Source organism: Candidatus Nitrosocosmicus oleophilus (assembly GCF_000802205.1).
Lineage (GTDB): Archaea > Thermoproteota > Nitrososphaeria > Nitrososphaerales > Nitrososphaeraceae > Nitrosocosmicus > Nitrosocosmicus oleophilus.
Genome location: NZ_CP012850.1, coordinates 3,347,329 through 3,368,794 on the forward strand (window position 1 = coordinate 3,347,329; position 21,466 = coordinate 3,368,794).

The following is a 21,466-nucleotide window of genomic DNA, read 5'->3' on the forward strand; positions in this document are numbered from 1 at the left end:
ATCAATAGTTCTTATGGAAGGTTCGATGATAAGAAACCGATGATGATCGAAACTGTTGAAGAAATGGAAAAGATAGAGCATTATTATGATATCTAAAGCAAAAAATGGACATATTGTGTACAATTTGAAAGCAACATTATTATATCTATTACCATTATAGAACATGGATTAATTTACTTGGTTTTTCCTATCTTGAGTATATATTATAACAATGATAGTCTATCCAATCATAGGGAGATAGAGAAAAGAGTAAATAAACGCAAATTTCCACTTGGGAAGAATGACGAAAACCTTCTACTCAATCCTCCTGCTAATTCACATATACTATTGATTTATGAAGATCAGTTGGATTTAGATAATGCAATAGCAACTTATTTTAACGAAGGTCTTAAGCACAACCAGCTATGTGTCCATTCATCTGTCAGTCTAGGCAATAAAGACTACTTAGAAAACTTTTCTTTACAGATTACCAACTATCGTGAAAACCTGGAAAAGGGAAATTTGAAGATTGTAGATTTGGTCCCTCACTATGTTAATGCGATGGTCAACAATTTAAAACCATTTGATGATCTAAGAGAAGAGATAGTTAGTATTGCTTCTCGAGACAAAAATCAATTCGATAATAAGTACATACGGTTAACCGGTGATTGCGCCGCTTTATTACTTAAGAATAAACATTTTGAAAATTGTGTCTCAGTTGAAGAATGGCGTTACCAAAATCCATTGAAAGGTTCCTATTTGTGTCCCTACCCCAGATCATTATTTGAAAAGTTTCCATTTAATGCTTATGTGTCTCGCTTGGTCAAATACCATGATACCATCATTGACAGCAATGGAAAATTAATTCTCCGCAAATGAACAAGTCAAGCAAACAAACAAAATACTTCATGATTTATTCAAGGTAGTCAAGTTGATTATCTGAATTTAGGAATTAAATGTTCTTTTACTCACTATTTACTACATCATAAAGTCACTTCAGTTCATAACAGTATTTTTCAACCAGGATTTATTTGACAAAAGATTTGACGGTTCTAATTTGAATGCAATCCCCTCTAGCATGCCCTCTTGATTTCATTTTATTTGAAATAGGTATTTGTCACCATCCGTTATTACCATTTCATTAATGCTACCCAGCCTGTTTGTGTATTCTAAATGATCTGAGTTATATTCGTTTTTGCTTTTATTATTTGAAAAACTCAAGACATTTATCAGGTTCTCATCAGGTTTATCCACCAACATCTAGACACCTTTATCTTTACTTGATAGTAATGAAAAATAAAAAAGTAGCTTACCCTATGTAATATCATGTAACATTTTTGTCATTGAAAATATGAAGAATTCTTTTCTTGCTATGTTTAATAAATAATAAAGTTGTTTCTTGGATTGAAAAGCATAGCTCTTTCTGCATCTCATCCATCACCTACTTTGATATTCTCAACTACAGTATTAGTAGAGATATCAATCAGAGAAACATCGTGAGTATTTGAATTTGAGACATGCATTTCATTATTACATGGATTAAACTCTATGCCGGTTAGGTTAACTCCAACTGGGAAGTTGACAGAGCCAAATTTTTTGTTATTTATAGGATCGGATTAATTACGAGCATTACTAATTCAGAAAGACCTAAATCGATGAAATCCATTCAACTTCTTTTTAAGGTACTTGTACGACCAACTAAATTGTTGATTCAGTCGGGACCGTGCTCTCTTACTGAGCGTGTAAACCTTGAATTTAGCCAGCTATGGCTGACCTCCGCAGAATAAAAGATTTTCATGCAGACAAGAGGCTCTGTTCACTTAACCGAATATAATTCACTGTTATGATAGTCCACAAATAGATTCAGCCAATTCCTTACATGTTTTAGGTTACAGTTCTTTTTTCTACATGGAAAGTAGTCATCAAAACATTCGGTCCTATCCTTAATGTACTGCATAGTTCTTTCGATAAGGCTTTTCTCATACGGAGAATGAATATGGTGTTTCAGTTTTAGGAATCTGCATGCCATTGGGTACCAGGTTCCACCGTCAGTCGATACAGGATGTTTTCCATGAATCTTGACTACGCCTGAGAGAAACCTTTCTGCTATCAGCATGTTTCTTTCCTTTGAGATAGTTAGTGCGAGAATTTCCTTGTTTTTTGGTTCTATAGTAATCCATAGCCAAATGTATTCTGATCCCACCTTGATTATTGTCTCATCAACAATGAATTCCAGGATATTCCTTTTCCTTGAGGATATTTTCTTTGGATGGTACTTTTGAACCCAGTTCCAGATGGAGACATGGTTTCGTCTGATAAAACATGATAGCCTTTCTGAAACTCGCCTTAATGACAAACCTGAAAAATACAAATACAAACCATAGAATATATATTTTGAAGGTGTTCTGTTTCTAGTACTCACAAAAGAGATAGAACATCTTCAAGCTATAGATTTATCGTTAAATGAACAGAGCCAGACAAGATCAAGGAAAGATAATAAATTAGATATAATTGTGATATTATAACAAGCACGATTCTTAATACAAATTTAACAAAAATTTGACGGAAATGACGGAGCAAATGACGGAAATGACGAAACTTATAAGAATTAAATTCAGTCATCAATTGCATGCTAAGCAAGAGTCAAGAGGATCAAATTATTCAGTCTTACTTGCAAGGTTATTCTAGAGATGAAATAGCTGCAATGTTGGGAGTAGCAGGAGGATCAGTATCAAACATTATTCTTAAGTGGAAAAAGAGAATAAAAATCCCTGATGTTGAAGAAATAAGACAGTTCATGAAGACATTAAGAAAATCAAATTTGACTTTGAACCAGTGCTCTGAAGGATTTAGAATGTCTCAGTTAATGAATAAATTTTCGACAGGTAGAGATGACAATATTATCGACTTTGACAAGAATAGTTTTACTATTTTTGTAAAAGAACTGTATAATGCTTGTAAAAAGAATCAGATACTTCCGAGTAGGCTAATGACTTGGTTTAGAGATCTAGCGGAATTCTCATATGAATACCATGTCAAGTCAGTAAGTAAGGGGAACTCTGAGATACCCAGATCAGATAATCTATATTATTCAGAGTCAAACAGGTCAATCCCTCTGGCAACGACAATTTCTTCTTTAATTGAAGAAATGAAAAATGAAGTACAAGATTGCAAAGAGAAGAAAACGAAATTAGTCGAAGAGATCGATTCGAATTTGATTATATTGGACAATCTACATAAAGAAATATCAAATCTAAAGCAAGATAAAATTCACTTTCTTTCTATATACAGTACATTTTCTATGGTAGACAAGAATCTGAAGGAGAATTGTAATATAGATCTGAAAACCGAAGTAGAATCGTTTGCAAATTTGGTCAATAGTTTCAAGGAAAAAGGGTATGACATCAGGAGCATATTTGATGAGTACAGCAGATCAGCAGGGCTTAAATGGGAAATAACCCAAAAGCAATCCCAGATTCAGTCTCAACAGCAAAGTATTATAGAACTACAAAATGACATAAATCATTATGAATCTCTTTTAAATACTGGTAAAAAGAATTGGGATATTTTTTTTGAATTAGAGAAAATGAAATTTGGTATAAAAGGACTTAAGCAACTATGGTTAACGATAACTGAGATTGCAACAAGTAACAACAGAGAATACGCAACTGCAATAGACGCATTCATCAAAGATGTGGAAGACAATTATCACGACAAATTAAGATTTGAAGATAAAGTAATGGAAAAGAGAAAAGAATTGGATATGATAAATATACAATTAAAATCAAATAGGCATAATCTTTTATTGGATCCCATCATAGGATCATGCCTATTATCACTTTTTCGAAACGGGATTACTGAGCAAGATATTGTTGAGCTGGTTCAGTTATTTCAAAATAGTTTGCAAGAAAACAAACTGCGTATCAAGGATACATCACAAGGAGAAAAAACAGTAACTGATTCGTATGAATTCCTCCAAGGAAATGGAGGATGGAAAGCATTGGTAAATGAGTTAAAAAAATATGATGGGATTAAAGAAGCAGTTAGACATGAGACAATGATTCTAAAAAAATTAAAAGCCGAAAATTCGATGATAATGAGAGAGTCAAAGAATTTGTCAGAACTATGTCAAACTACTTACCATCTAATCAGTATTTTAGACAATTATTGTTCCTATTTTAAAGGTTATTTTGATCAATGTCAAAATAAAAATACTTTCAACATTACACTAAACAATGTACTAATACCTCTCATCATTTTGGCAAATCACCATTATTCAGATAATAGTCAGAATAAGAAAGAAAATGGATCACAAGATCAGAACGATATGTCAGAAGACAATAACAAGGAGAATGATGTTTAGTGTCTTTATTTCCGACTGAATCAATAGTGTATAGCTAGCAAACAAGAGATTTATAAATTGTACAAATGGCAAGTAAATTTACAAGGCTTAAAAATACTTGAAATTATGCTAGGAAATTGGTAGACTTATTATAAAAAATTTGATTTCGAAAAAGGGATTGATGAAGTGTGAGGGAATTGAAACAAAGCTAATGAAGTCAATCAAAGACACCTGTGAAAATGCTGAGATATGAAATATTTAAAAGTCATAGAAGTTTTAGAATTACATCTTTACCATAAATCAGGATATAAAGAATTTAAAAGATATCCTTACATGAGAATCTGACTCTATGATATATTTGGAAATATATCCGCTATAAATCAATCAAGATTAGCTAAATGAACATTTTCATGTCCCCCCTAATTCTTACACCGATATCTTGTGCTAAATGAATAATGTAGATCTCTAGTTCTTTTTTGCATAGTTTCTAAAATGTTAGTTTCATTCATACAATGTTAGTTTGAATTATCAATATAACAATGACCATCAAGTATACTTCTTAATACTACTACGTTAGTATATTCGATATACCGTTTTCTAATGCTTATATACAAGATATTTCTTTAAGGTTCAAATCACGTTAGAAGATGGAAAGATGGAAAATCTTATGGAAATAATTGTAATAATGGCTTTAAACGATTTCAGAAATATTTTGGATATGTTACTAACGGCCTAATGTTCAAAAATAAGTATATGGTTCACATTCATGAAATGTCTATATACAAGTCCAATTAAAACCAATTTATGATTATGAAAAATCAAGATAATATTTTTTCGATTCTGAATATTTCGGTTTTTTTCGCTCTCTTTTTTGGTTTTATTACACTTATTGTCGCAATTGAATCGGAAAATTATCAAAATATTTTCGGCCAACCATCAACTAATGATAATTTTGAAATACCACCTTCAGAAGATGATCAATCACCATTAGAAAGTTCTCAAACCAATATTCCTGTCGATGATCCAGACAAGATAAGACTAGAAAATATGCAACGCGAGAATCCTGATAATGTACCAAATGATGACTCTTCTCTGCCCCCAGTAAACAACAATAATGATGGTATGGATATCAGCAAACCGATTAAATTAACCGAACTCAATTTTGACGTAACTTCCAGACAATATTCGCTTTTAGTAGTGAATTTCTGGGCTGAATGGTGCGGTCCATGTAAATCGTTATTACCTAAAATTAACGAATTGGCAACCGAATTAAGTGGAAGCGTAGTGTTTGGTAAACTTGATGTTGATGAAAATCCTACTATCGCAAATGTTTTTGAAATACAAAGTATTCCCACTTTGATCATATTTAAGGATGGAGAGGCGGTAGATAGCCTAACGGGAGCCACAACAAAGGAGCAGATAATATCTGCAATTTCACCTTATTTGTAAATGTACTAAAGGTGTCGAAACGCGTTCATCAATTTCACATATTTTACTGATTTCCCGACTATTACTTTCGGTTGTTTGGATGGAAATATGACGTGTATCGACCCTTTTATCCCTAATGCTCGGACAACTTGAAGATCGTAGACTTTACATTGTATCCCATTTTGTATATAACTGGTGGATAGCAGACGACTAAATACCTGTATTGAATAGATCAACTATTCCTATTTTCTGTTACCAAAAGAGCGTATGAAAACAATTGACTTGATAGGTGGGCCAATTCATGAATAATCATAAAAAACGTGGATAAGAATGTAGACAAGCGAGTTCAAATTCATTTTTCATAGAATGATGTGGGAATTGCGGGATTTGAACCCTGAATCAACTTTAAACCAGGTTGAATATCCATTCTTGGAATGATAGACAAATGAGCATACGCATATAAAAAATTCATATATTTAAAGAATGATGTAAATAAATTATCTGAATAATACAATTTTATTTAAATATTTTAATAAAATTAAAAAATTTTAAATATATGTTAATACACTTGAATCAAATGAAATACCCTACAATAACATTAGGAATTTTAGGCATTCTCAGCGTGATTTCGTTGACTTTAATGACGTTACCATCAAACTCGGTTGAAGCACGACATTGCTACGTGATGCATAACCCATATCCAGGATTACCAGATGAGATAAGATGTCTTGCAGATGAAATTAGTTTATCCCTTCCATCCGATTTTTGTCCTGAATGTTCTGAATTGAATCCCCAACCATTACCACCAGTGATCAACCTAATGATTAATCCAAGCGAACTCGATTCCACACAGACTCTCAAAATAACCAATGTAGGAAACGGTACGACATTAGTGAATGTTGTAAACGCAACTAATTAACCAACCTATCATTTTTTTATTCATTTATAATCGAATTCTGTTAGATAGATTTTTGAAAATGTAAAATTAATCGGTGTGAATCTTCAAAAACGATAGCAAACACATTTTTAATATATTATAATCACACAATTTAGAAATTTCAAAATGTATGAATATTAGAATCTGGACTATCCAAATAGTTGAATAATCAAATGTGGCAATGTTGGGTACACTCTAATCAAATCATACTCAAAGGAGTGCGAGATGCGGGATTTGAAGCCGGAAACCGGGAAGGTATTCGTCACGTGCACGCTTAAGAATAAGACAACTTTTTTAATAAATGGACTAGTAATACAGTATAGTGGATGATTTAACTTTTCGACAGTTAAAAGAGTCAAAGTATCATTACCCAATACTCACTGAGGTCATGTTTGAGTATGATAGGATGCTTGAAATGGTCTTTCACTCCATGACTATAATTGAATATGGCTATGATACCGTTTGGGATGCGAACATATTCAATTTTATTAGAAAGTATTTTCAGGAAGGAATGGATTACGTTGAAAAATTAGTTAAACAAAATGGAATCAGAATAAGATTGATAGTTGAAGCAACATTGGAAAATATTGATGCTATAGATTTGTTAAAATATTACGAGGTACGCTGTCTAGATGACATAAAGGGGAACTTTGGAATATTTGACAATAGGGCATATATGGTATGTATATTTCACAGGGATAGCGATAAACCCGACCAAACACTGTGGAGTAATTCAAAAGAGTTGGTAGAAAAACAGAAAATACTCTTTGAAAAAATGTGGAACATTGCTATCCCACTATCTACAAGAAGGAAGGAACTAGAGTATGAAAAAAGGATTAGTCAAATGAAATTGATTCTTTAATTATCACTTGTAAAAGGAAATTGATCATATTTTCTGCTACAAAGATTCTGTGTAATATCCTAAGTAGGAATGACTTTGTAAACTATTTTCCTTCGTTATTAAGAAGCGATGTAAAAATCAAACTTCTGATTGATAATGAGGACAGCACTTTATTAAACCAAATTAATATAATAAACGATACTAGTCGGCTTAATAAAATCCAATTAAGTCATTCAAACAAAATGATTGAGTTTAGGGAATGTGTAATTATAAGCGATGACAAATATATGTTGCAATTAAAGTATGACATCAATAATCAGTTAATTGCATTCATCTCAACCGAGAAATATAATATTCTTCTCCAAGATATATTGTTTGAGAAGCATTGGAATGAAGTCAAGAGCCTCAACACCCTGAAGCACAATTAAATCTATTGATACTGATTAAATTGATCTTTCCGCCAGATCAAAGATTAATAGATCTATTTGAACCCGCTCTTTGTTTTGGATAGTTCAAATCCCTTTGTTTATTTAAAGAGAGAAAGAGAACCCGCGATCCCTCTCATAAGACCTTTTTTAATTTCATTTGGTTTGCATATGGAAAATATTGATCGGTCGGCAGTTGATATTCAAAAGACGACAAGTTTTCTTTTTTTATCAAAGTCGAATTCATATTTATGACTGTACCAGAGCTTACCAGAGACAATCAATAATAAGCGTTAAGGGTGTAACTTTTATTCAATAACCATTGTCTCTTTATATATTACAGGTTTATTGTTATTGTTAATGCTTTTATTGAGATTTAAGAGAGAGCCCTTGATAGTTTTAGGTATATTTTTTGGTACATTCTTAATTTTATCTTCATATTTATCGTCATCTAGCTCATCTGTGTTTCATGATGCATGGGCCCAATCTGATATTCAAACAGTCAAGTATAGAAATTTAACATTAGACCTTGGTAATGGAGTGAAAACAAACGCACAGATATCTTATCCAGCAATTGGTAAGGGACCATTTCCAGGTGTACTTCTTGTACCCGGCTCGGGAGCAACAGACATGAATTCAACGCTCAACAAAGATGTAAAACCATTTTGGGAGATTGCAAATTACCTTTCAGAAAGAGGCTTTGAAGTACTCCGGTATGACAAGAGAGGTATTGGCCCTAACCTCACTATTCAGGACTCAAATGTTTGGGGAAACATGACAGTAACAGATCTTATCAATGATGCAGAAAAAGCCTTGAACGTTTTGAGTGAGCAACCTGATGTTGATCCCAAGAATATGAGTATTGTAGGTCATAGCGAGGGCACAATTATTGTACCTCAAGTAGCAATTGATAATCCCACGAAAGTGAAGAATATAGTATTGATGGGTGCAGTTGCTCAAAATTTGATAAAAGATATACTGCATTATCAAGTTGTCGATCTACGATCTAATTATGCTTCAGAAGTCTTAGATGTAAACCGTACAGGGTTTGTCTCAATTGATCAAATGGCATCAGATCCGCTATTAGATGATGTAGTCGTAAACTCGTCTCTTTTGAATACTCATAGTGTTACCAATTCTACCCTAACCAAGGATACTGTAGAAAACGAATCAAGAAATCAAAGTAATAATAGTGGACATATTAATATCAACATTCAACTCAAACCTTTACTATTAAAAGAATATGAAAGCAAAATAGCGTTCAATTTGGCAAAATGCGATAAAATAATTGGATGTCCACTATGGATTAAATCTGAAGCTGATTTAGAACCGAATTTAAGCACAATTGGGAATGTCTCTAAATCTATACCCATCCTTATACTTCAAGGTGAACATGATAGTGCAACCCCACTTGAACAGGGCTTATTATTGCACCAAAGACTTGATGAAGTAAATCATCCTGACCATACATTAATCACCTACCCCAACCTTGGACACTTTTTCTACCCTTCATCAAAATGGCAAAATGGACTAGGGCCCGTTGATCCGCAGGTTTTGGCAGACCTATATTCATGGCTAGAGTCCAAGTCGAGATAGTAAAGGAAGTATAATTCAATTTTTGTTAAATAGAGCACTAAGGATATTGTTAACAACCAGTCAATTTTCATGTGTATTAAAATGAAGTGCGGGATTTGAACCCGAAGTAGACATCAAATATTTTAGTACATTGACCATGTTAAATAAACATTTGAAAAAGAGTGAATTTGAGTTGTCAGTGGACTAAACGAGATAATATAAACAAGATTCCTTGTATTTTGGACACGATTTGTGACCCTTTGTCCAGAAAAGATTCATCTTAATTGATATGGAATATTCGGAAGAATTTGAAAAATTACATTAGGTTAACAGGGCCACGCCCAATCATGCAACCTGTAAATAATATGCTTTAGGACAACCATCTGTTAAATGCAAAAAGATAATGGAATTGCAAGTGAAGAGGTAAATCAATCTAACATAAGGTTTTACCGTGCTTTTGAAAACCTATCTATCGAATCAATGGACAAGATATGGAAACATGATGAAAATGTTGTTTGTATACATCCAGGGTGGGATTTATTTACTGGTTGGTTGGCAATAAGAGAAAGCTGGACAACAATATTTAGCAACACAGAGATGATAAGGTTTACGATCACAAACACAAAAATTAAGATCTTTGATAATAAAATTGCATTAGTTGTATGTATAGAAAACATAGAAACAAAAGATCCATATAGCGGTCGGGTGATTAGGACGGGTGTGATTGCTACCAATGCATTTGAAAGAATGGAACCAAATTGCGAATGGTCACTTATTCATCACCATGGGTCTCCTATAACAAACTACATTCCACCAAATGCATCTTCTCACTGAAGATGATAGTTAAAGGATTTCTCTTTAACGAAAGCCTCATAAATATAATTATTAATTTACAATTCTCTCGAACATAACGGGCGGGTTGTTACTGGCGACAGCAATGTTTTGTAAGGAAATAGCTTGCTGTGTCAAAAAATGAAGGCCTCTACTAATAGAGACATTGATAAATCATGCCTTCAAAATAAAGATGGCAATACGATCTAAACATTACCTTAATTCTAATTTTTGTTTTCCCGTCAGAGCAGCCCGATATGCCCCCTCTCTTATTTTATTTTCTGCTTGACCTCCTGTCAAGAAGTTGGAAATCTTTCCAATAGTTGTTAATTTATAGTTTATAGTATGATTGACATTCGTAGAATTATTTCCATTGCTTTGGAATTCTTGAGTGCTTTCCCATTCTTGAAATGGCCCTTCTGTTTGTTTTGTAACTAGCCTTCTATTCTGTTCCTTTTTAACTACTTCTAAGATCATTTCATCTTCTTTACCCATATATTCGCCTGTCACTATCATTTCTGAACCCTCTTCGCTTTTTTTGGTAGATTTATTTTCTGATTCTTTTACAATGTCACTTGGCCATGACTCTTTAATAGTGTCTGGATTTGTATAATATTCAAAAACAGTGTTAACAGGTGCATCTATTTTAATTTGAGTTTGTATTCTAGTCATACTTATTATTACACAGCATGTTATATAAGGTAGTTGTATATTTTTGACAATATATGTCAAAAAAACTAAAAACCGTCTCAATCATGAATAAAAAAATCACGCCTGCCAAATAATTCATTGAGTATACAAAAAGGTGAAGTGCGGGATTTGAACCCACTTACTATTATTAGAGTTCAAATCCCTTTGTTTATTGATGGAGAAAGAGAACCCGTAATTCTGAGTCCTAGAGTTATGAGCCATTAGATATGCCTCCTCCCATTCAATTAAGTCCTCATGCAAATAACCCCCCTCTTTATATACCCAATTGAATTAGTGTGTTAGTGTATAACAATATACAGATAAGAAAAGGCTATCTTTTCATTATAGTATTTACATCAACTTTAATTTTCTCAAGTACAACTTTGATCAACGGTTTTACTAATGTTACATATGGTCAAACAAATGTTACTCAGGCCGATTCAAGCAATAGTACTACGAACCTGGTGAACCTACAGAATATTCCATTAGAGAAAGTCCATGTTGGAGATATCGAGATGGCGTACAAAATGTTTGGTAAAGGTGACCCTGTAATACTTCATAATGGTGCTAATGATGGCATGGATGCATGGGATCCAGCCCTTCTGTCTAGACTTGCGTCAAATAACACAGTAATTATTTTTGATAGTCGTGGAATTGGAAACACTGCATCTGGTACCGAACCATATTCCATAAAGTTACTTGGTAATGATACCGCTGGTTTAATGGATGCTTTGAAAATACAAAAAGCAAACATTCTTGGATATTCTATGGGTTCATACATAACCCAACAATTTGCAATCACGCATCCTGATAAGGTTAGTAGTATTACGCTAATTGCTGGAACTTGCGGCGGAAAAGATCATGTACCTCCATCAGATGAGTTTATCCAATTACTAGATGGTATTTTTAATAAAGCTCTAAATAATATACCTCTTTCTCAAGATGAAATGAAATCTCTTGTAAATGCCTCAGAAGGATCAGGATGGATAAAACTGCATCCAGAATCTCTAGATCTTCCAGAAAGCATGACATTCCAACAAATGAAACCTGGACTTTCATCTGAAGCAATGAACAATCAATATAAAGGTGCAAAGGCTTGGGTGTCTTCCGACTGGAATGGTGCTTGTGACGACCTTGCAAAGATAGACAAACCCATATTAGTAATAGCAGGTACAGACGATAATGAATTAGTGCCTCATGAAAATTCTCTGGTCATTGCAAACAAGGTACCAGGAGCCTGGCTAGTACAGATAAAAGACGCTGGTCATGCTATAATGGTTCAATATCCAGATGAAGTAGGCAACATAATAGAAACATTCTTGTCGACTGTAACGGGGTTGCAGTATTAGATTCTGGCCAGAGTATCCCATTTGAGAAGTAATATTACACTAGGCCCAAGGGGAGAGTCTTATAAGTAGAGGGGCTCAATAACATTAGCAGAGATATATCTTATTTGCAGGTTAAAAAGCATTTTAATCTATTAAACCATGCTGCTCTAGACCGACTATTCCTACGTCAAGAAAACCCCTCTATTATACTCACTATATCACATCATATAGTTGACATCTTCAGAATCAATCTCGATTTCATTACCGTGCTTCTTGATTGACCTCTCTTGCAGGCGATGTGAGCCATTCATACATATCCTTCAATACATATTCTTCTATTTGATGACCACCTGAGGTTACCCATTGATTGCTAGGGATAAAATTATGCCCAAGATCTGGATAGACGATAATTTGATGGTCAGGATGATTTGCTTCTGTTAATCTTTGTTGTAATAACAATGCTTGTTGAGGAGGGGTTTGACTATCATTTTGTCCTTCTAGTATAAGGACCCCAATATTTGAAGATACGTTCCCTATCATGCCGATGACGCTAGGGAGAGCAGAAAAAGATTTTCCAAGACTAGGACAACCATATACGTTTACGCATTTGGCTGACAGCTGTGAGGGATTTGGTGATGTATCATTTTCATATCCTCTTACAAGTGCAGGCTTTAGCAAACCTTCAATACTAATCAAGTCATCATTAGTGTTGTTTTTTTGTTCAAGCAATATACCGGTGGAATTATTATCAGTAACGTTAGTGAGATTAAGAAGAAGTTGAGTTAGGTTTCCACCAACCAACTTTTGAAAGATAGGATCTTTTGATGCTTCCTTCACTGAGATCTGTCCAGGATGACCTTTATCTAATATGTTCTCAGCATAAAGAATAGGATTAGCGACTTCTTGGAAATATATAATATCGGTCCATTTTTCAGCTACTGGAGCCATTAGGACTATATTTCTGACTTTATCAGGGTTTTCGGCGGCAATTCTTGGAGGGAAGTTAGTACCCTCACTGTGTCCAATCAAAGTAACCTTTTTAGTTGCATTTACTTCAGGTTGTTGCAATAGTACTGATAAAGCCTTCTCAGCATCATGCTTCAGATTGTCAAATGTAAGATTGCCCCATGCATTACTATCTGATATCGTGAGATACGACCCCACACCCCTCTTGTCATATTTAAGAACGGCAAATCCTCTCTCTGCGAGATATTCAGCTAGATTTCCATAGTATATTACCTTGCCATATGACGGTGTAATTATTGAACCAGCACCAGCGCCCGGAAAGATAATTACACCAGGGTATGGTCCTTTTCCAATAGCAGGAAAAATCAATTGAGCGTTGGTCTTTAATCCATTATCAAGATCAATAGTTAGATTTCTATTCTTTACAGTCTCTACATAGGGTTGAGCGTACGCTTCAACAATTATTGTATTTTGATGTAAAGGGGATTCACTGAGAATTGAAACTAACACAGCAATCAAAAATACTACAGTGATTGTTATTGATAAATAAAAGAAGTCACGATTCTTCCTTATGAAATCAGGATTGACTAAGGTCACAGTCTTCCCTAAATGGATCTTTGTATTAAAGTTAATGCTATAATTAGCTGATTTTTTACAAAGATTCTAACTTCTGAACCATTACTTTCCTTCGTTATTCCAACTACTGTATTGTGACTTTGGAGTTTAGATACAGGTTCTAACTTTTCCTCTAGCGAAAGCAGATGGTTTGTGCTTGAAATATTCATTCATTATTCAGTAACCGTAACCCTACACATTCCGATGCCTAAACCATGACCTAGTTTTGTTTTAAAAAATGATAAATGTCTTGAAGTGTCATTCTTAACAAAATTTTGGGTACTAGAGGGTTTGAATTCAGTACTTACAAGGGTTGAATCTAGTATTTCACATTACAGAACCTTGGTTTTAAATTTTCAAGTAATAAATTATTTTCTACTCTGTTTAATTACCATCATGTTATCATTGATTGCAGTAGAACACGGCTACCTGAATACACAAATTTATACAACTATTGATGTGAATAATAACAATTATCTTTACAGAGACATTTTATGTAGATGTGATATGTTGGTAATAACTACTAAAACGAGATTATGGACTCCACTACAGTTCAGAAATACACCAAACAAAAGCAAAGAGGATAAGGCCGATGTTGGATAAGTTAATGAAAGATTTGATAACCTAAAATTGAATAACAAGTCTCTTAACTTAGTATCGTGATTATGTTTTTAATTCTGAAATTGCGGATATATTTTTCTTATCGAATGTCAGAGACTCATTTTATAAAGTATCTCTATATCATCACGAGGGACCGTGGGTTCTCATCTATTGTTTTCGGGATTTGAACTTTACAATAAAGCGATAATCGGGTTCAAATCCTTATCTGAAGAAAGGAGAAGGAGTGCGAAGTGCGGGATGTAAACCTTCATTGTCTCAAATAATTATTAGAAGATTATTGACATTACTTTGAAATGCTTAACTACTAGTCATTCAAAGGGTTCTGATGAATAATATTTCAATTCTGACAATTATAGTTGTTTTAACTATGACAATGATTGGCAGCAGGAAGTCGGTAACATAATAGAAACATTTTTGTCGACTGTGAAATAGTAGGAGACCAATCAGAAAAGAAGAATCCGATATTAATTCTGTACGAAAGGTAGACAAGCGGGTTCAAATCAATCTCAAAAAAAGTGCGAAGTGCGGGATTTGAACCCGCGATCCCTCGTGTAAATTAATTCCTGTATAGAATCCTAAGACACTATTTTGCTAACCTGTTTAGTTGATTATCTTTGAAAAAACCCAAATCTGAACACATATTTTGTTCACCGAATTATCCAACTGTATTCTTTTCCCATCTGGGTTGAATTTAATAACTAAGCTACTACTAGATCGATGGTTACCATTTGACGATTATCCAATTCATATGAAAAGTTGATAATATTTAACACGGTACTATACATGCTTATGATCATATGAAGAGTCATGATACTTCGTTTGAGGCTAATCTCAATTTTCATTGGAATATTGTATTTGAGTGTTACAATATCATCCAATACATCATCATCTAATAACCAGGCATATGCATCATTAAATAATGAAATAAATGAATCAATCAAAAAAGCCTGTCCTACCTATGAAGGTAACGGTGGTATCGATGGTTTGGTATCGGATATTTTAAAGGCATGCTTAGGACACAGTAATCAACCTCCCACAACTCCTAATCCAGAGATACAACAAAGTTTCCAGAGAATATTTTGATTATTACAGCGGCGCTGAGCCAAATTGATGAGGCAAACGTTACAATTTCAGATCCTACTGGCCATTTTTTAAATTCATACATGTTAGTTGATGAACCACTTTCAAATACCTTGCAAGCTCAATTTGTGATTCCAATTGGCGATACCTATACGGTTACCGTTACCGATTCGGCTGGAAACCCAGTGCTGTCAGATATCCAGGCAACAAATTGTGTAGGAGACGAAATTGGATGCCAAGGAACAATGGGGGATACTATCCAACGCGTTGACATAGATATTAATCCTCCACCATCCTCATTATCATAAGGAGAGATAATCTTCTGTTAATTCGTTTTATGATTCCAATCTATTATAAGAAATTTAGAGACATCTATCACTAGTTTGGTTTTTTAAAATTTTCTCAAAGGACAAGAAATTGTGAGCCTAATATCTCTCAAATCTACTATATATATGAGTAATCGTTAAGAATTTCTAATCTCGAGTAATAGATATTATTCTAATTATAATTATAATTATAATTTAGCAGTATGATTTTACCAATACCTTATGGCGTTTTAAAGGGAATCATGATTGTGGTTAGTTCGACTGTTGACTTTGACCCTTTACCTGCCAACTCATACAAATTTAAACACAGAATTATAGTAAAGAGAGATTCAACAGATCTTACCAAGGTATTGACTGCTTTTCCTGTAGTTGATAACGAAACCAAAGAACTAGTTGCTTTTGTAGAATTAAAGTGGGAAAGAGACGACTATAACAGGGAAATACAATAGAGTAAAATGATAGACCCTAGAACGCTATTAATGATCTTCTATTTCATTCATTATTTTGAAGGTTGTTCAAATGTGCACTGTGACTTTAGTGACGCTTGTCTAACAATACATGGTGTTTTTAAACCTATTAGAACAGTGATGATAAACTCCCGACATAGTTTCCTGGGGGTCTTGCATCTCTAGTTCCACACCCTTTATGCAAAACCCGTTTTTCTAGTGATTCTCTTCTACCAATTCAAGATTTCTCGAATGTTAGATCTGTATTCATCCTTGCATTAAGATTTTAAATATCAAGGTCACTAACCATCTTGGCCTTGATTTCCATGTATTTTACCTGAAACCTCAATATTTAGATCAATTGCTATAGATATACAAAATACATAAATAACGCCAATAAGAAAATGAATTTATGAAAAATCAAACAGTATTATCTTCTATATCATTGCTCTTGATATTAATGGCTTCACCATTTGCCCTAGCCTTTGCATCCACTGAAACAGATGATGATTTCCTTAACATTCGGGAGGCCACCGTAGATGCTGACTCAGATGAAATGAGTGCATTTCTAAAGACACATGGTCACATTCCTACAAATGGTGACGGTGGTGCATTTGGCTATGGTTTGTTAACTTCCGAAGGTTTGGATGCCGTGGTAGTAAGTACAACTCATGCAGGGGTATTGGATAGCGAAGAGCAAGATGATGCTAATGATCCAGTATGGCATAATCACTTTGTAACTTTGGGTGATGATTCAGTAAATTGTGGTGACGATCCCGCCGTAAAATCAATTACATTTGAATCTCCAGGCCAAATACGCATACAGGATGAAAATGCTGACCTGACTCAGATTCCTAGTTCGTTCTCAGGCACAGATGCTTTGAACCAAGATGATTTAACTATTGCACCAGGCACTGACGTTGACGATGTAGTTTCTTTCAAACTTTCGCCGCAATTCAATGATAATAACGAGTTAGAAGCTGTATGTGTGACAGATATTCAACCTGCAGATAACGTCGTTTCTGATAATGATGACAATAGTAACAACAACAACGATGATAATACCAATAGCAATAGTGGAAACAGTGCAAGTCAAGGTATAGGTCAGGTTGAATCGAACAAACAATAAAGCTTAGATTAACAACAAGAATTCAGTTCTTTAGACAAGAACATACCTTTTTATTAATTTCATATTTTGGCGTTATTGTGATTCTCTAAATCTGACCTCACAATGTGCTAAGGAACTACGAAACAAGGCAAGCCTAGACAAGAATTAGAAAGCATACCAAGAATAAAGATCATGCTTGACAAAGGGGAAATTCCCTTATCACTTAAGAAATTTATAATAGTTAGATGTTCAAAACTAAATCGTAACCATAGCGACACTGACTGATGATACAATTCATTTTTAAACTCATCGTGTTAGTAATAACTAACTACTTCCACAAGCATGTCAAAAGGGTCTTACATTGTAATCCATAGTCGCTAGTGCAAGACCCACCGTTCTAAAAATAGAAATCAAATAAATATAACAACTTTTTAATAAAATGGAATTTTGATACAATATAGTGGATGAAATAACTCTCAAGCAGTTAAAAGAGTCCAATTATTATCATCCTGTAATTACCGACGTTATTCAGGATTACAAGATAATGCTTGAAATAACTATAGATGGATTGAATTCAACCGAAATAGGATATAACACAGTTTGGGATGCTGAAATGTGTAAATGGGCTTCCAGGTATTTTGTAGAAGGATTAGAACTGGTAAAACAGAAAGTCAAAGAAAAGGGCATAAAATGTAGACTAATTACTGAAGTGAATACAGAAAATGAAGGATTTCTCAATACCCTGCCTTTCTTAGAAATTAGACATTTAGAAGGATTGAGGGGAAATTTTGGGATCCGCGACGAGATGGATACATGGCATTTATGCTTCACAAAGAGAATGACAAATTTCTACAGACATACTTTAGCAATTCTAAAGTCCTTGCAGAGGAACAAATGCAATTGTTTGAAGAATTGTGGAGTATAGCTATACCATTTTCTACAAGAATGAAAGAATTAGAGTATGAAGTTAAAAGAGACATTCGAAAAACTATGTCAGATTTTGAAAATATTCAAGGAGAGCTAGAATCTTTGCTCTTAACGTGTAAGAAGGACCTGACAATCTTCTCATCCAACAAAATTCTTTGCTATCTCCTGAATAAAGGTAGATTTCTTTATTATTTACCAACGATACTCCAAAAAGAAGCGTCAATCAAAATTCTCATGGAGAATGTAGACGAATACTTGATAAGACAAATTGCTTCCGTAAATACGTCAGCACAAGTCAAATCAATCCAAATCGGATATACGAATAAGATTGCAGAAATAAATGAAATGGTCATGATATTTGACAGTAAGCACGTGCTTCATGTTAACTATGATCCAAACAACAAACTAGTTGCAACTTATTCAAATGAGGAACATAAAGTATTGATTCAAGAGTTAATGTTCGAAAAATATTGGAATGAAGTAAAAAGTCTGGATATTATGAATAAAAACTAATAAATCCAATAACATGGATTAAATTCATCTTTGCTCGGGATCACGGATGAACCGCTCTATTTGAACCCGAAAGTAGACGTTAAATCCTTTGGCACTATGAGATATATTTAAATAAATACTCTTGATAATCGATAAAATGGTAAATTATTGTTTGGTTGTACCTTTACTACCAGGAAAAATAGAACTAGCAAAGAAGTTTGAAGAAGAAAATGGAGGTCATAACGAAGAACATGATGAATTTTACAAGATTGCCGGTGTTACTCGTGAACAGGTTTGGATTCAACATAGTCCACCAGGTAGTGGTGCCCCAGATCTTGAAATAGTTAGTTTAGAAACAGAAGATCCTGCCATGACTCTAAAAGAATTTGCTACATCAACTCTTCCATGGGCCATAAAGTTTCGGGACTTTGCAAAAGAAGCATTTGGATTAGATTTTTCAAAAGGACCTCCACCTCCTCTAAACGAGTTGCTAGTTGACTGGCATAAAGATAAGTAAATAGAAAGGTATTTTGGATTTCAATCTTTCGTCTATCCGAAGTATCAAGGATGAATTGCTTAGTATGAATTCTAAATGTCAGTCGATTAGTTTTAGAAGCTACTAATAATTTGACTTATGTATGATTGAATGATATCAAAATATTAGGTTATTAAAAATACAACTTCGTTTAAATCCCGATACAATAAGAAAGAAGAATAAAGTGTGGGATTTGAATACCGGTTAGTAAATATCTTAATATCAATTGGGTGAAAGTTATACAACTATGCCCAGATTCTTGTTCCAGCCAGATCCCATAGATGATTATGGATTTAATCCAATCCCTATCGACATTCACATGGGAATAATTAAGATTCCAACCGAAGAAATACTTGATGATTTTGGGATAAATACTACTGAGTCAGTGATTGTAGGAACTGATAGATATGAAGTTCTAAACAGGTTACAAACAGCATTTGCCAGGGAATTTGAAAGATATGGAAAGTTAAAGAAGTCAGATATTCGACCTATGGATTATAAAACTAAACAAGCTTGGACTAGGATTAGAAGACATATCAAGAAAGAACCTAATTAAGGATTCTACATATATGTACAAATTCCAAGTCATCCTCGTTTCCAAATAATATAATTGTCTGAAATATTTTATGAGAAAATAAAAGGTTTATTTCTAGCCTATTTAACGTTCCCTATGCAGTTATATTTATCTCCAATGCCACATAAGAAATTCCCCGGTTCCATTTTTGTCGACATGGTCCTTATACACCCCCACTGAATTACTCAAAGAGGAGAGATTACCCGTAGCAACATCATCAAAAATAGCAATTCCGTTGCTATCATAACCACCACCTACATGATAGTTGGCAATTGCATAAAAGGTATAAGTTGCTATATCTTTATTATCAGTAACATACTTTGTGTTTCCTTGCAGATAAGATGTGTCGGTATCTCTGAAGGTTTCAGTCACATTCACATCAGCAGTTATATCTAATGTGCCATTAATTATTCCCTTGCCTGAAAAGCTTTCGGAAGCATTATTGTTTGTCATATTCAGTTTCCCTAGCTCAGTTTGATAATGTTCAACAAAAAATGGGTTTCCCAAATCATTATTTTTAGACAGGTCGGTATTATCAAGGGCATGAGCATATTGTGTACCCATGAAAATAGTAGATACAATTACAAATCCCAAAAGCAATAATGAAACATTCTTAAATGTATATTGATATTTCATGTTAATCATTTTATATCTTTAGATTATTAATATTGCGGTGTATTTCAAATTTGAAGACACTCATATATTATCATAAAAAAGGAGTAATTTCTATCCATTATACTTTCTATTAGAGATGTTCATTGCAATGCTGTTATCTTGGGTCATTGACTGTCTATATAAGATTGGAGGGTCAAAGTATGTCTTTGCAGCCCCCATTGTACATGAGTATGATTACCAGAATGCTCTTAATCTTGAATGTTGATGTTGTTTTCTGAGCAGTGTATACCTTCAATAGTATTAACTACAGTTGTTTTGACGTTATATGTCTGGCTATCCACCCATTGTTCGTTTGTAACCACCATCTCAAACACAAGGTTGTCCTGTGACACTGTGCTAAAATCCTCGATATTTAATTATCGAATGATTAGCTAAAGTTGGCTCATTTTTGGGATCAAACTCCCCCGTTATAGAAGAAAAGAAGGAAGTGTGAAATTCGGGATCAGAATTCTCTATACTCTAACAGCCAACATGCATTACGCCTTAAAATGCGCACAATTTATTCTATTAAGTTGTCTTTTTGCAGTAGTAGGTAGTAACTAAAGTGAATAAAGACTAGCAATACAAGGTGTTTTTAAACCCCTCATGTAAGTAGTGTCTAATCTCCAAAGTAATTCCATAGTGAGTCTTGTATAATCTCTAGGTCCACACCGCTTATGCAAGACCCACCTTTCTAAAAATAGAAATCAAATAAATATAACAACTTTTTAATAAAATGGAATTTT

Annotated in this window: 24 protein-coding genes; 17 read left to right on the forward strand and 7 right to left on the reverse strand. The window is 33.9% G+C overall.

Annotation, left to right across the window (positions count from 1 at the left end; all coding sequences use genetic code 11):
• Positions 1-192: 192 nt before the first annotated feature.
• Positions 193-858, forward strand: coding sequence for an MEDS domain-containing protein (locus NMY3_RS16165; RefSeq protein WP_196816832.1), 666 nt, complete (start codon positions 193-195; stop codon positions 856-858).
• Positions 859-1,071: 213 nt separating this feature from the next.
• On the opposite strand, the gene NMY3_RS16170 is transcribed toward NMY3_RS16165, so the two are convergent.
• Both NMY3_RS16170 and NMY3_RS16175 read right to left on the reverse strand, forming a co-directional pair.
• On the reverse strand, positions 1,072-1,239 hold the full coding sequence (locus tag NMY3_RS16170) for a hypothetical protein (protein WP_196816833.1): 168 nt from the start codon (positions 1,237-1,239) through the stop codon (positions 1,072-1,074).
• A gap of 556 nt (positions 1,240-1,795) precedes the next feature.
• A complete protein-coding gene (locus tag NMY3_RS16175; protein ID WP_196816816.1) occupies positions 1,796-2,401 on the reverse strand; it encodes a DDE-type integrase/transposase/recombinase in 606 nt (201 codons plus the stop codon).
• Between the two features lie 207 nt (positions 2,402-2,608).
• Here NMY3_RS16175 and NMY3_RS16180 point away from each other — a divergent pair, with 207 nt between their 5' ends.
• The 6 genes from NMY3_RS16180 to NMY3_RS16205 all read left to right on the forward strand — a co-directional run bounded on the left by NMY3_RS16180 (position 2,609) and on the right by NMY3_RS16205 (position 10,361).
• On the forward strand, positions 2,609-4,342 hold the full coding sequence (locus tag NMY3_RS16180; RefSeq protein WP_196816834.1) for a hypothetical protein: 1,734 nt from the start codon (positions 2,609-2,611) through the stop codon (positions 4,340-4,342).
• 789 nt (positions 4,343-5,131) lie between these two features.
• Positions 5,132-5,770, forward strand: coding sequence for a thioredoxin (gene trxA, locus NMY3_RS16185; protein ID WP_196816835.1), 639 nt, complete (start codon positions 5,132-5,134; stop codon positions 5,768-5,770).
• A gap of 556 nt (positions 5,771-6,326) precedes the next feature.
• Positions 6,327-6,668, forward strand: a complete 342-nt coding sequence (locus NMY3_RS16190; protein ID WP_196816836.1) for a hypothetical protein — start codon at positions 6,327-6,329, stop codon at positions 6,666-6,668.
• A 340-nt stretch (positions 6,669-7,008) separates the two neighbouring features.
• On the forward strand, positions 7,009-7,548 hold the full coding sequence (locus tag NMY3_RS16195) for a hypothetical protein (protein ID WP_196816837.1): 540 nt from the start codon (positions 7,009-7,011) through the stop codon (positions 7,546-7,548).
• A 764-nt stretch (positions 7,549-8,312) separates the two neighbouring features.
• Positions 8,313-9,548, forward strand: a complete 1,236-nt coding sequence (locus NMY3_RS16200; RefSeq protein WP_196816838.1) for an alpha/beta hydrolase family protein — start codon at positions 8,313-8,315, stop codon at positions 9,546-9,548.
• 369 nt (positions 9,549-9,917) lie between these two features.
• Complete coding sequence (locus NMY3_RS16205) at positions 9,918-10,361, forward strand: nuclear transport factor 2 family protein (protein WP_196816839.1); 444 nt, start codon at positions 9,918-9,920, stop codon at positions 10,359-10,361.
• 210 nt (positions 10,362-10,571) lie between these two features.
• On the opposite strand, the gene NMY3_RS16210 is transcribed toward NMY3_RS16205, so the two are convergent.
• Positions 10,572-11,030 carry an SRPBCC family protein gene (locus NMY3_RS16210; protein WP_196816840.1) on the reverse strand — a complete coding sequence of 153 codons (459 nt, stop codon included), beginning with the start codon at positions 11,028-11,030 and terminating at the stop codon, positions 10,572-10,574.
• Positions 11,031-11,350: 320 nt separating this feature from the next.
• On the opposite strand from NMY3_RS16210, the gene NMY3_RS16215 reads away from it, so the two are divergent.
• Positions 11,351-12,397 carry an alpha/beta fold hydrolase gene (locus NMY3_RS16215; protein WP_196816841.1) on the forward strand — a complete coding sequence of 349 codons (1,047 nt, stop codon included), beginning with the start codon at positions 11,351-11,353 and terminating at the stop codon, positions 12,395-12,397.
• Between the two features lie 240 nt (positions 12,398-12,637).
• Here the strand turns inward: NMY3_RS16215 and NMY3_RS16220 are convergent, their stop codons facing one another.
• Complete coding sequence (locus NMY3_RS16220; RefSeq protein WP_196816842.1) at positions 12,638-13,939, reverse strand: alpha/beta hydrolase family protein; 1,302 nt, start codon at positions 13,937-13,939, stop codon at positions 12,638-12,640.
• Positions 13,940-13,947: 8 nt separating this feature from the next.
• On the reverse strand, positions 13,948-14,127 hold the full coding sequence (locus NMY3_RS16225) for a hypothetical protein (RefSeq protein ID WP_196816843.1): 180 nt from the start codon (positions 14,125-14,127) through the stop codon (positions 13,948-13,950).
• Positions 14,128-14,212: 85 nt separating this feature from the next.
• On the opposite strand from NMY3_RS16225, the gene NMY3_RS16785 reads away from it, so the two are divergent.
• The 9 genes from NMY3_RS16785 (at position 14,213) to NMY3_RS16265 (ending at position 20,048) form a co-directional block, all read left to right on the forward strand.
• A complete protein-coding gene (locus NMY3_RS16785; RefSeq protein ID WP_231100138.1) occupies positions 14,213-14,560 on the forward strand; it encodes a hypothetical protein in 348 nt (115 codons plus the stop codon).
• 873 nt (positions 14,561-15,433) lie between these two features.
• Positions 15,434-15,661, forward strand: a complete 228-nt coding sequence (locus NMY3_RS16230; RefSeq protein ID WP_196816844.1) for a hypothetical protein — start codon at positions 15,434-15,436, stop codon at positions 15,659-15,661.
• On the forward strand, positions 15,658-15,966 hold the full coding sequence (locus NMY3_RS16235; protein WP_196816845.1) for a hypothetical protein: 309 nt from the start codon (positions 15,658-15,660) through the stop codon (positions 15,964-15,966). Before NMY3_RS16230 ends, NMY3_RS16235 begins: the two co-directional genes overlap by 4 nt.
• A gap of 221 nt (positions 15,967-16,187) precedes the next feature.
• Positions 16,188-16,433 (forward strand): hypothetical protein, encoded by a 246-nt coding sequence (locus NMY3_RS16240; RefSeq protein WP_196816846.1) that lies wholly within the window; start codon positions 16,188-16,190, stop codon positions 16,431-16,433.
• Between the two features lie 409 nt (positions 16,434-16,842).
• Positions 16,843-17,559 carry a hypothetical protein gene (locus NMY3_RS16245; protein WP_231100139.1) on the forward strand — a complete coding sequence of 239 codons (717 nt, stop codon included), beginning with the start codon at positions 16,843-16,845 and terminating at the stop codon, positions 17,557-17,559.
• 439 nt (positions 17,560-17,998) lie between these two features.
• Positions 17,999-18,463, forward strand: a complete 465-nt coding sequence (locus tag NMY3_RS16250) for a hypothetical protein (RefSeq protein WP_196816848.1) — start codon at positions 17,999-18,001, stop codon at positions 18,461-18,463.
• The gene (locus NMY3_RS16255) at positions 18,439-18,978 is read left to right on the forward strand and encodes a hypothetical protein (RefSeq protein ID WP_196816849.1); all 540 of its coding nucleotides are present in this window, start codon (positions 18,439-18,441) and stop codon (positions 18,976-18,978) included. The genes NMY3_RS16250 and NMY3_RS16255 overlap by 25 nt, the downstream gene beginning before the upstream one ends.
• Before the next feature lie 136 nt (positions 18,979-19,114).
• The gene (locus tag NMY3_RS16260) at positions 19,115-19,474 is read left to right on the forward strand and encodes a hypothetical protein (RefSeq protein WP_231100140.1); all 360 of its coding nucleotides are present in this window, start codon (positions 19,115-19,117) and stop codon (positions 19,472-19,474) included.
• 265 nt (positions 19,475-19,739) lie between these two features.
• Positions 19,740-20,048 (forward strand): hypothetical protein, encoded by a 309-nt coding sequence (locus NMY3_RS16265; protein ID WP_196816851.1) that lies wholly within the window; start codon positions 19,740-19,742, stop codon positions 20,046-20,048.
• A gap of 126 nt (positions 20,049-20,174) precedes the next feature.
• Here the strand turns inward: NMY3_RS16265 and NMY3_RS16270 are convergent, their stop codons facing one another.
• Positions 20,175-20,702 carry a hypothetical protein gene (locus NMY3_RS16270; protein ID WP_196816852.1) on the reverse strand — a complete coding sequence of 176 codons (528 nt, stop codon included), beginning with the start codon at positions 20,700-20,702 and terminating at the stop codon, positions 20,175-20,177.
• Between the two features lie 227 nt (positions 20,703-20,929).
• Positions 20,930-21,073: a hypothetical protein gene (locus tag NMY3_RS16275; protein ID WP_196816853.1), complete on the reverse strand. Its 144-nt coding sequence runs from the start codon at positions 21,071-21,073 to the stop codon at positions 20,930-20,932.
• Positions 21,074-21,466: the final 393 nt, after the last annotated feature.

Coding starts and splice junctions, on each gene's coding strand:
- NMY3_RS16170 (WP_196816833.1), bottom strand. CDS start 1,239: ATGTTGGTGGATAAACCTGATGAGAACCTGATAAATGTCTTGAGTTTT.
- NMY3_RS16180 (WP_196816834.1), top strand. CDS start 2,609: ATGCTAAGCAAGAGTCAAGAGGATCAAATTATTCAGTCTTACTTGCAA.
- trxA (WP_196816835.1), top strand. CDS start 5,132: ATGAAAAATCAAGATAATATTTTTTCGATTCTGAATATTTCGGTTTTT.
- NMY3_RS16190 (WP_196816836.1), top strand. CDS start 6,327: ATGAAATACCCTACAATAACATTAGGAATTTTAGGCATTCTCAGCGTG.
- NMY3_RS16200 (WP_196816838.1), top strand. CDS start 8,313: ATGCTTTTATTGAGATTTAAGAGAGAGCCCTTGATAGTTTTAGGTATA.
- NMY3_RS16205 (WP_196816839.1), top strand. CDS start 9,918: ATGCAAAAAGATAATGGAATTGCAAGTGAAGAGGTAAATCAATCTAAC.
- NMY3_RS16210 (WP_196816840.1), bottom strand. CDS start 11,030: ATGACTAGAATACAAACTCAAATTAAAATAGATGCACCTGTTAACACT.
- NMY3_RS16225 (WP_196816843.1), bottom strand. CDS start 14,127: ATGAATATTTCAAGCACAAACCATCTGCTTTCGCTAGAGGAAAAGTTA.
- NMY3_RS16240 (WP_196816846.1), top strand. CDS start 16,188: ATGATTTTACCAATACCTTATGGCGTTTTAAAGGGAATCATGATTGTG.
- NMY3_RS16245 (WP_231100139.1), top strand. CDS start 16,843: ATGAAAAATCAAACAGTATTATCTTCTATATCATTGCTCTTGATATTA.
- NMY3_RS16260 (WP_231100140.1), top strand. CDS start 19,115: ATGGTAAATTATTGTTTGGTTGTACCTTTACTACCAGGAAAAATAGAA.
- NMY3_RS16265 (WP_196816851.1), top strand. CDS start 19,740: ATGCCCAGATTCTTGTTCCAGCCAGATCCCATAGATGATTATGGATTT.
- NMY3_RS16270 (WP_196816852.1), bottom strand. CDS start 20,702: ATGAAATATCAATATACATTTAAGAATGTTTCATTATTGCTTTTGGGA.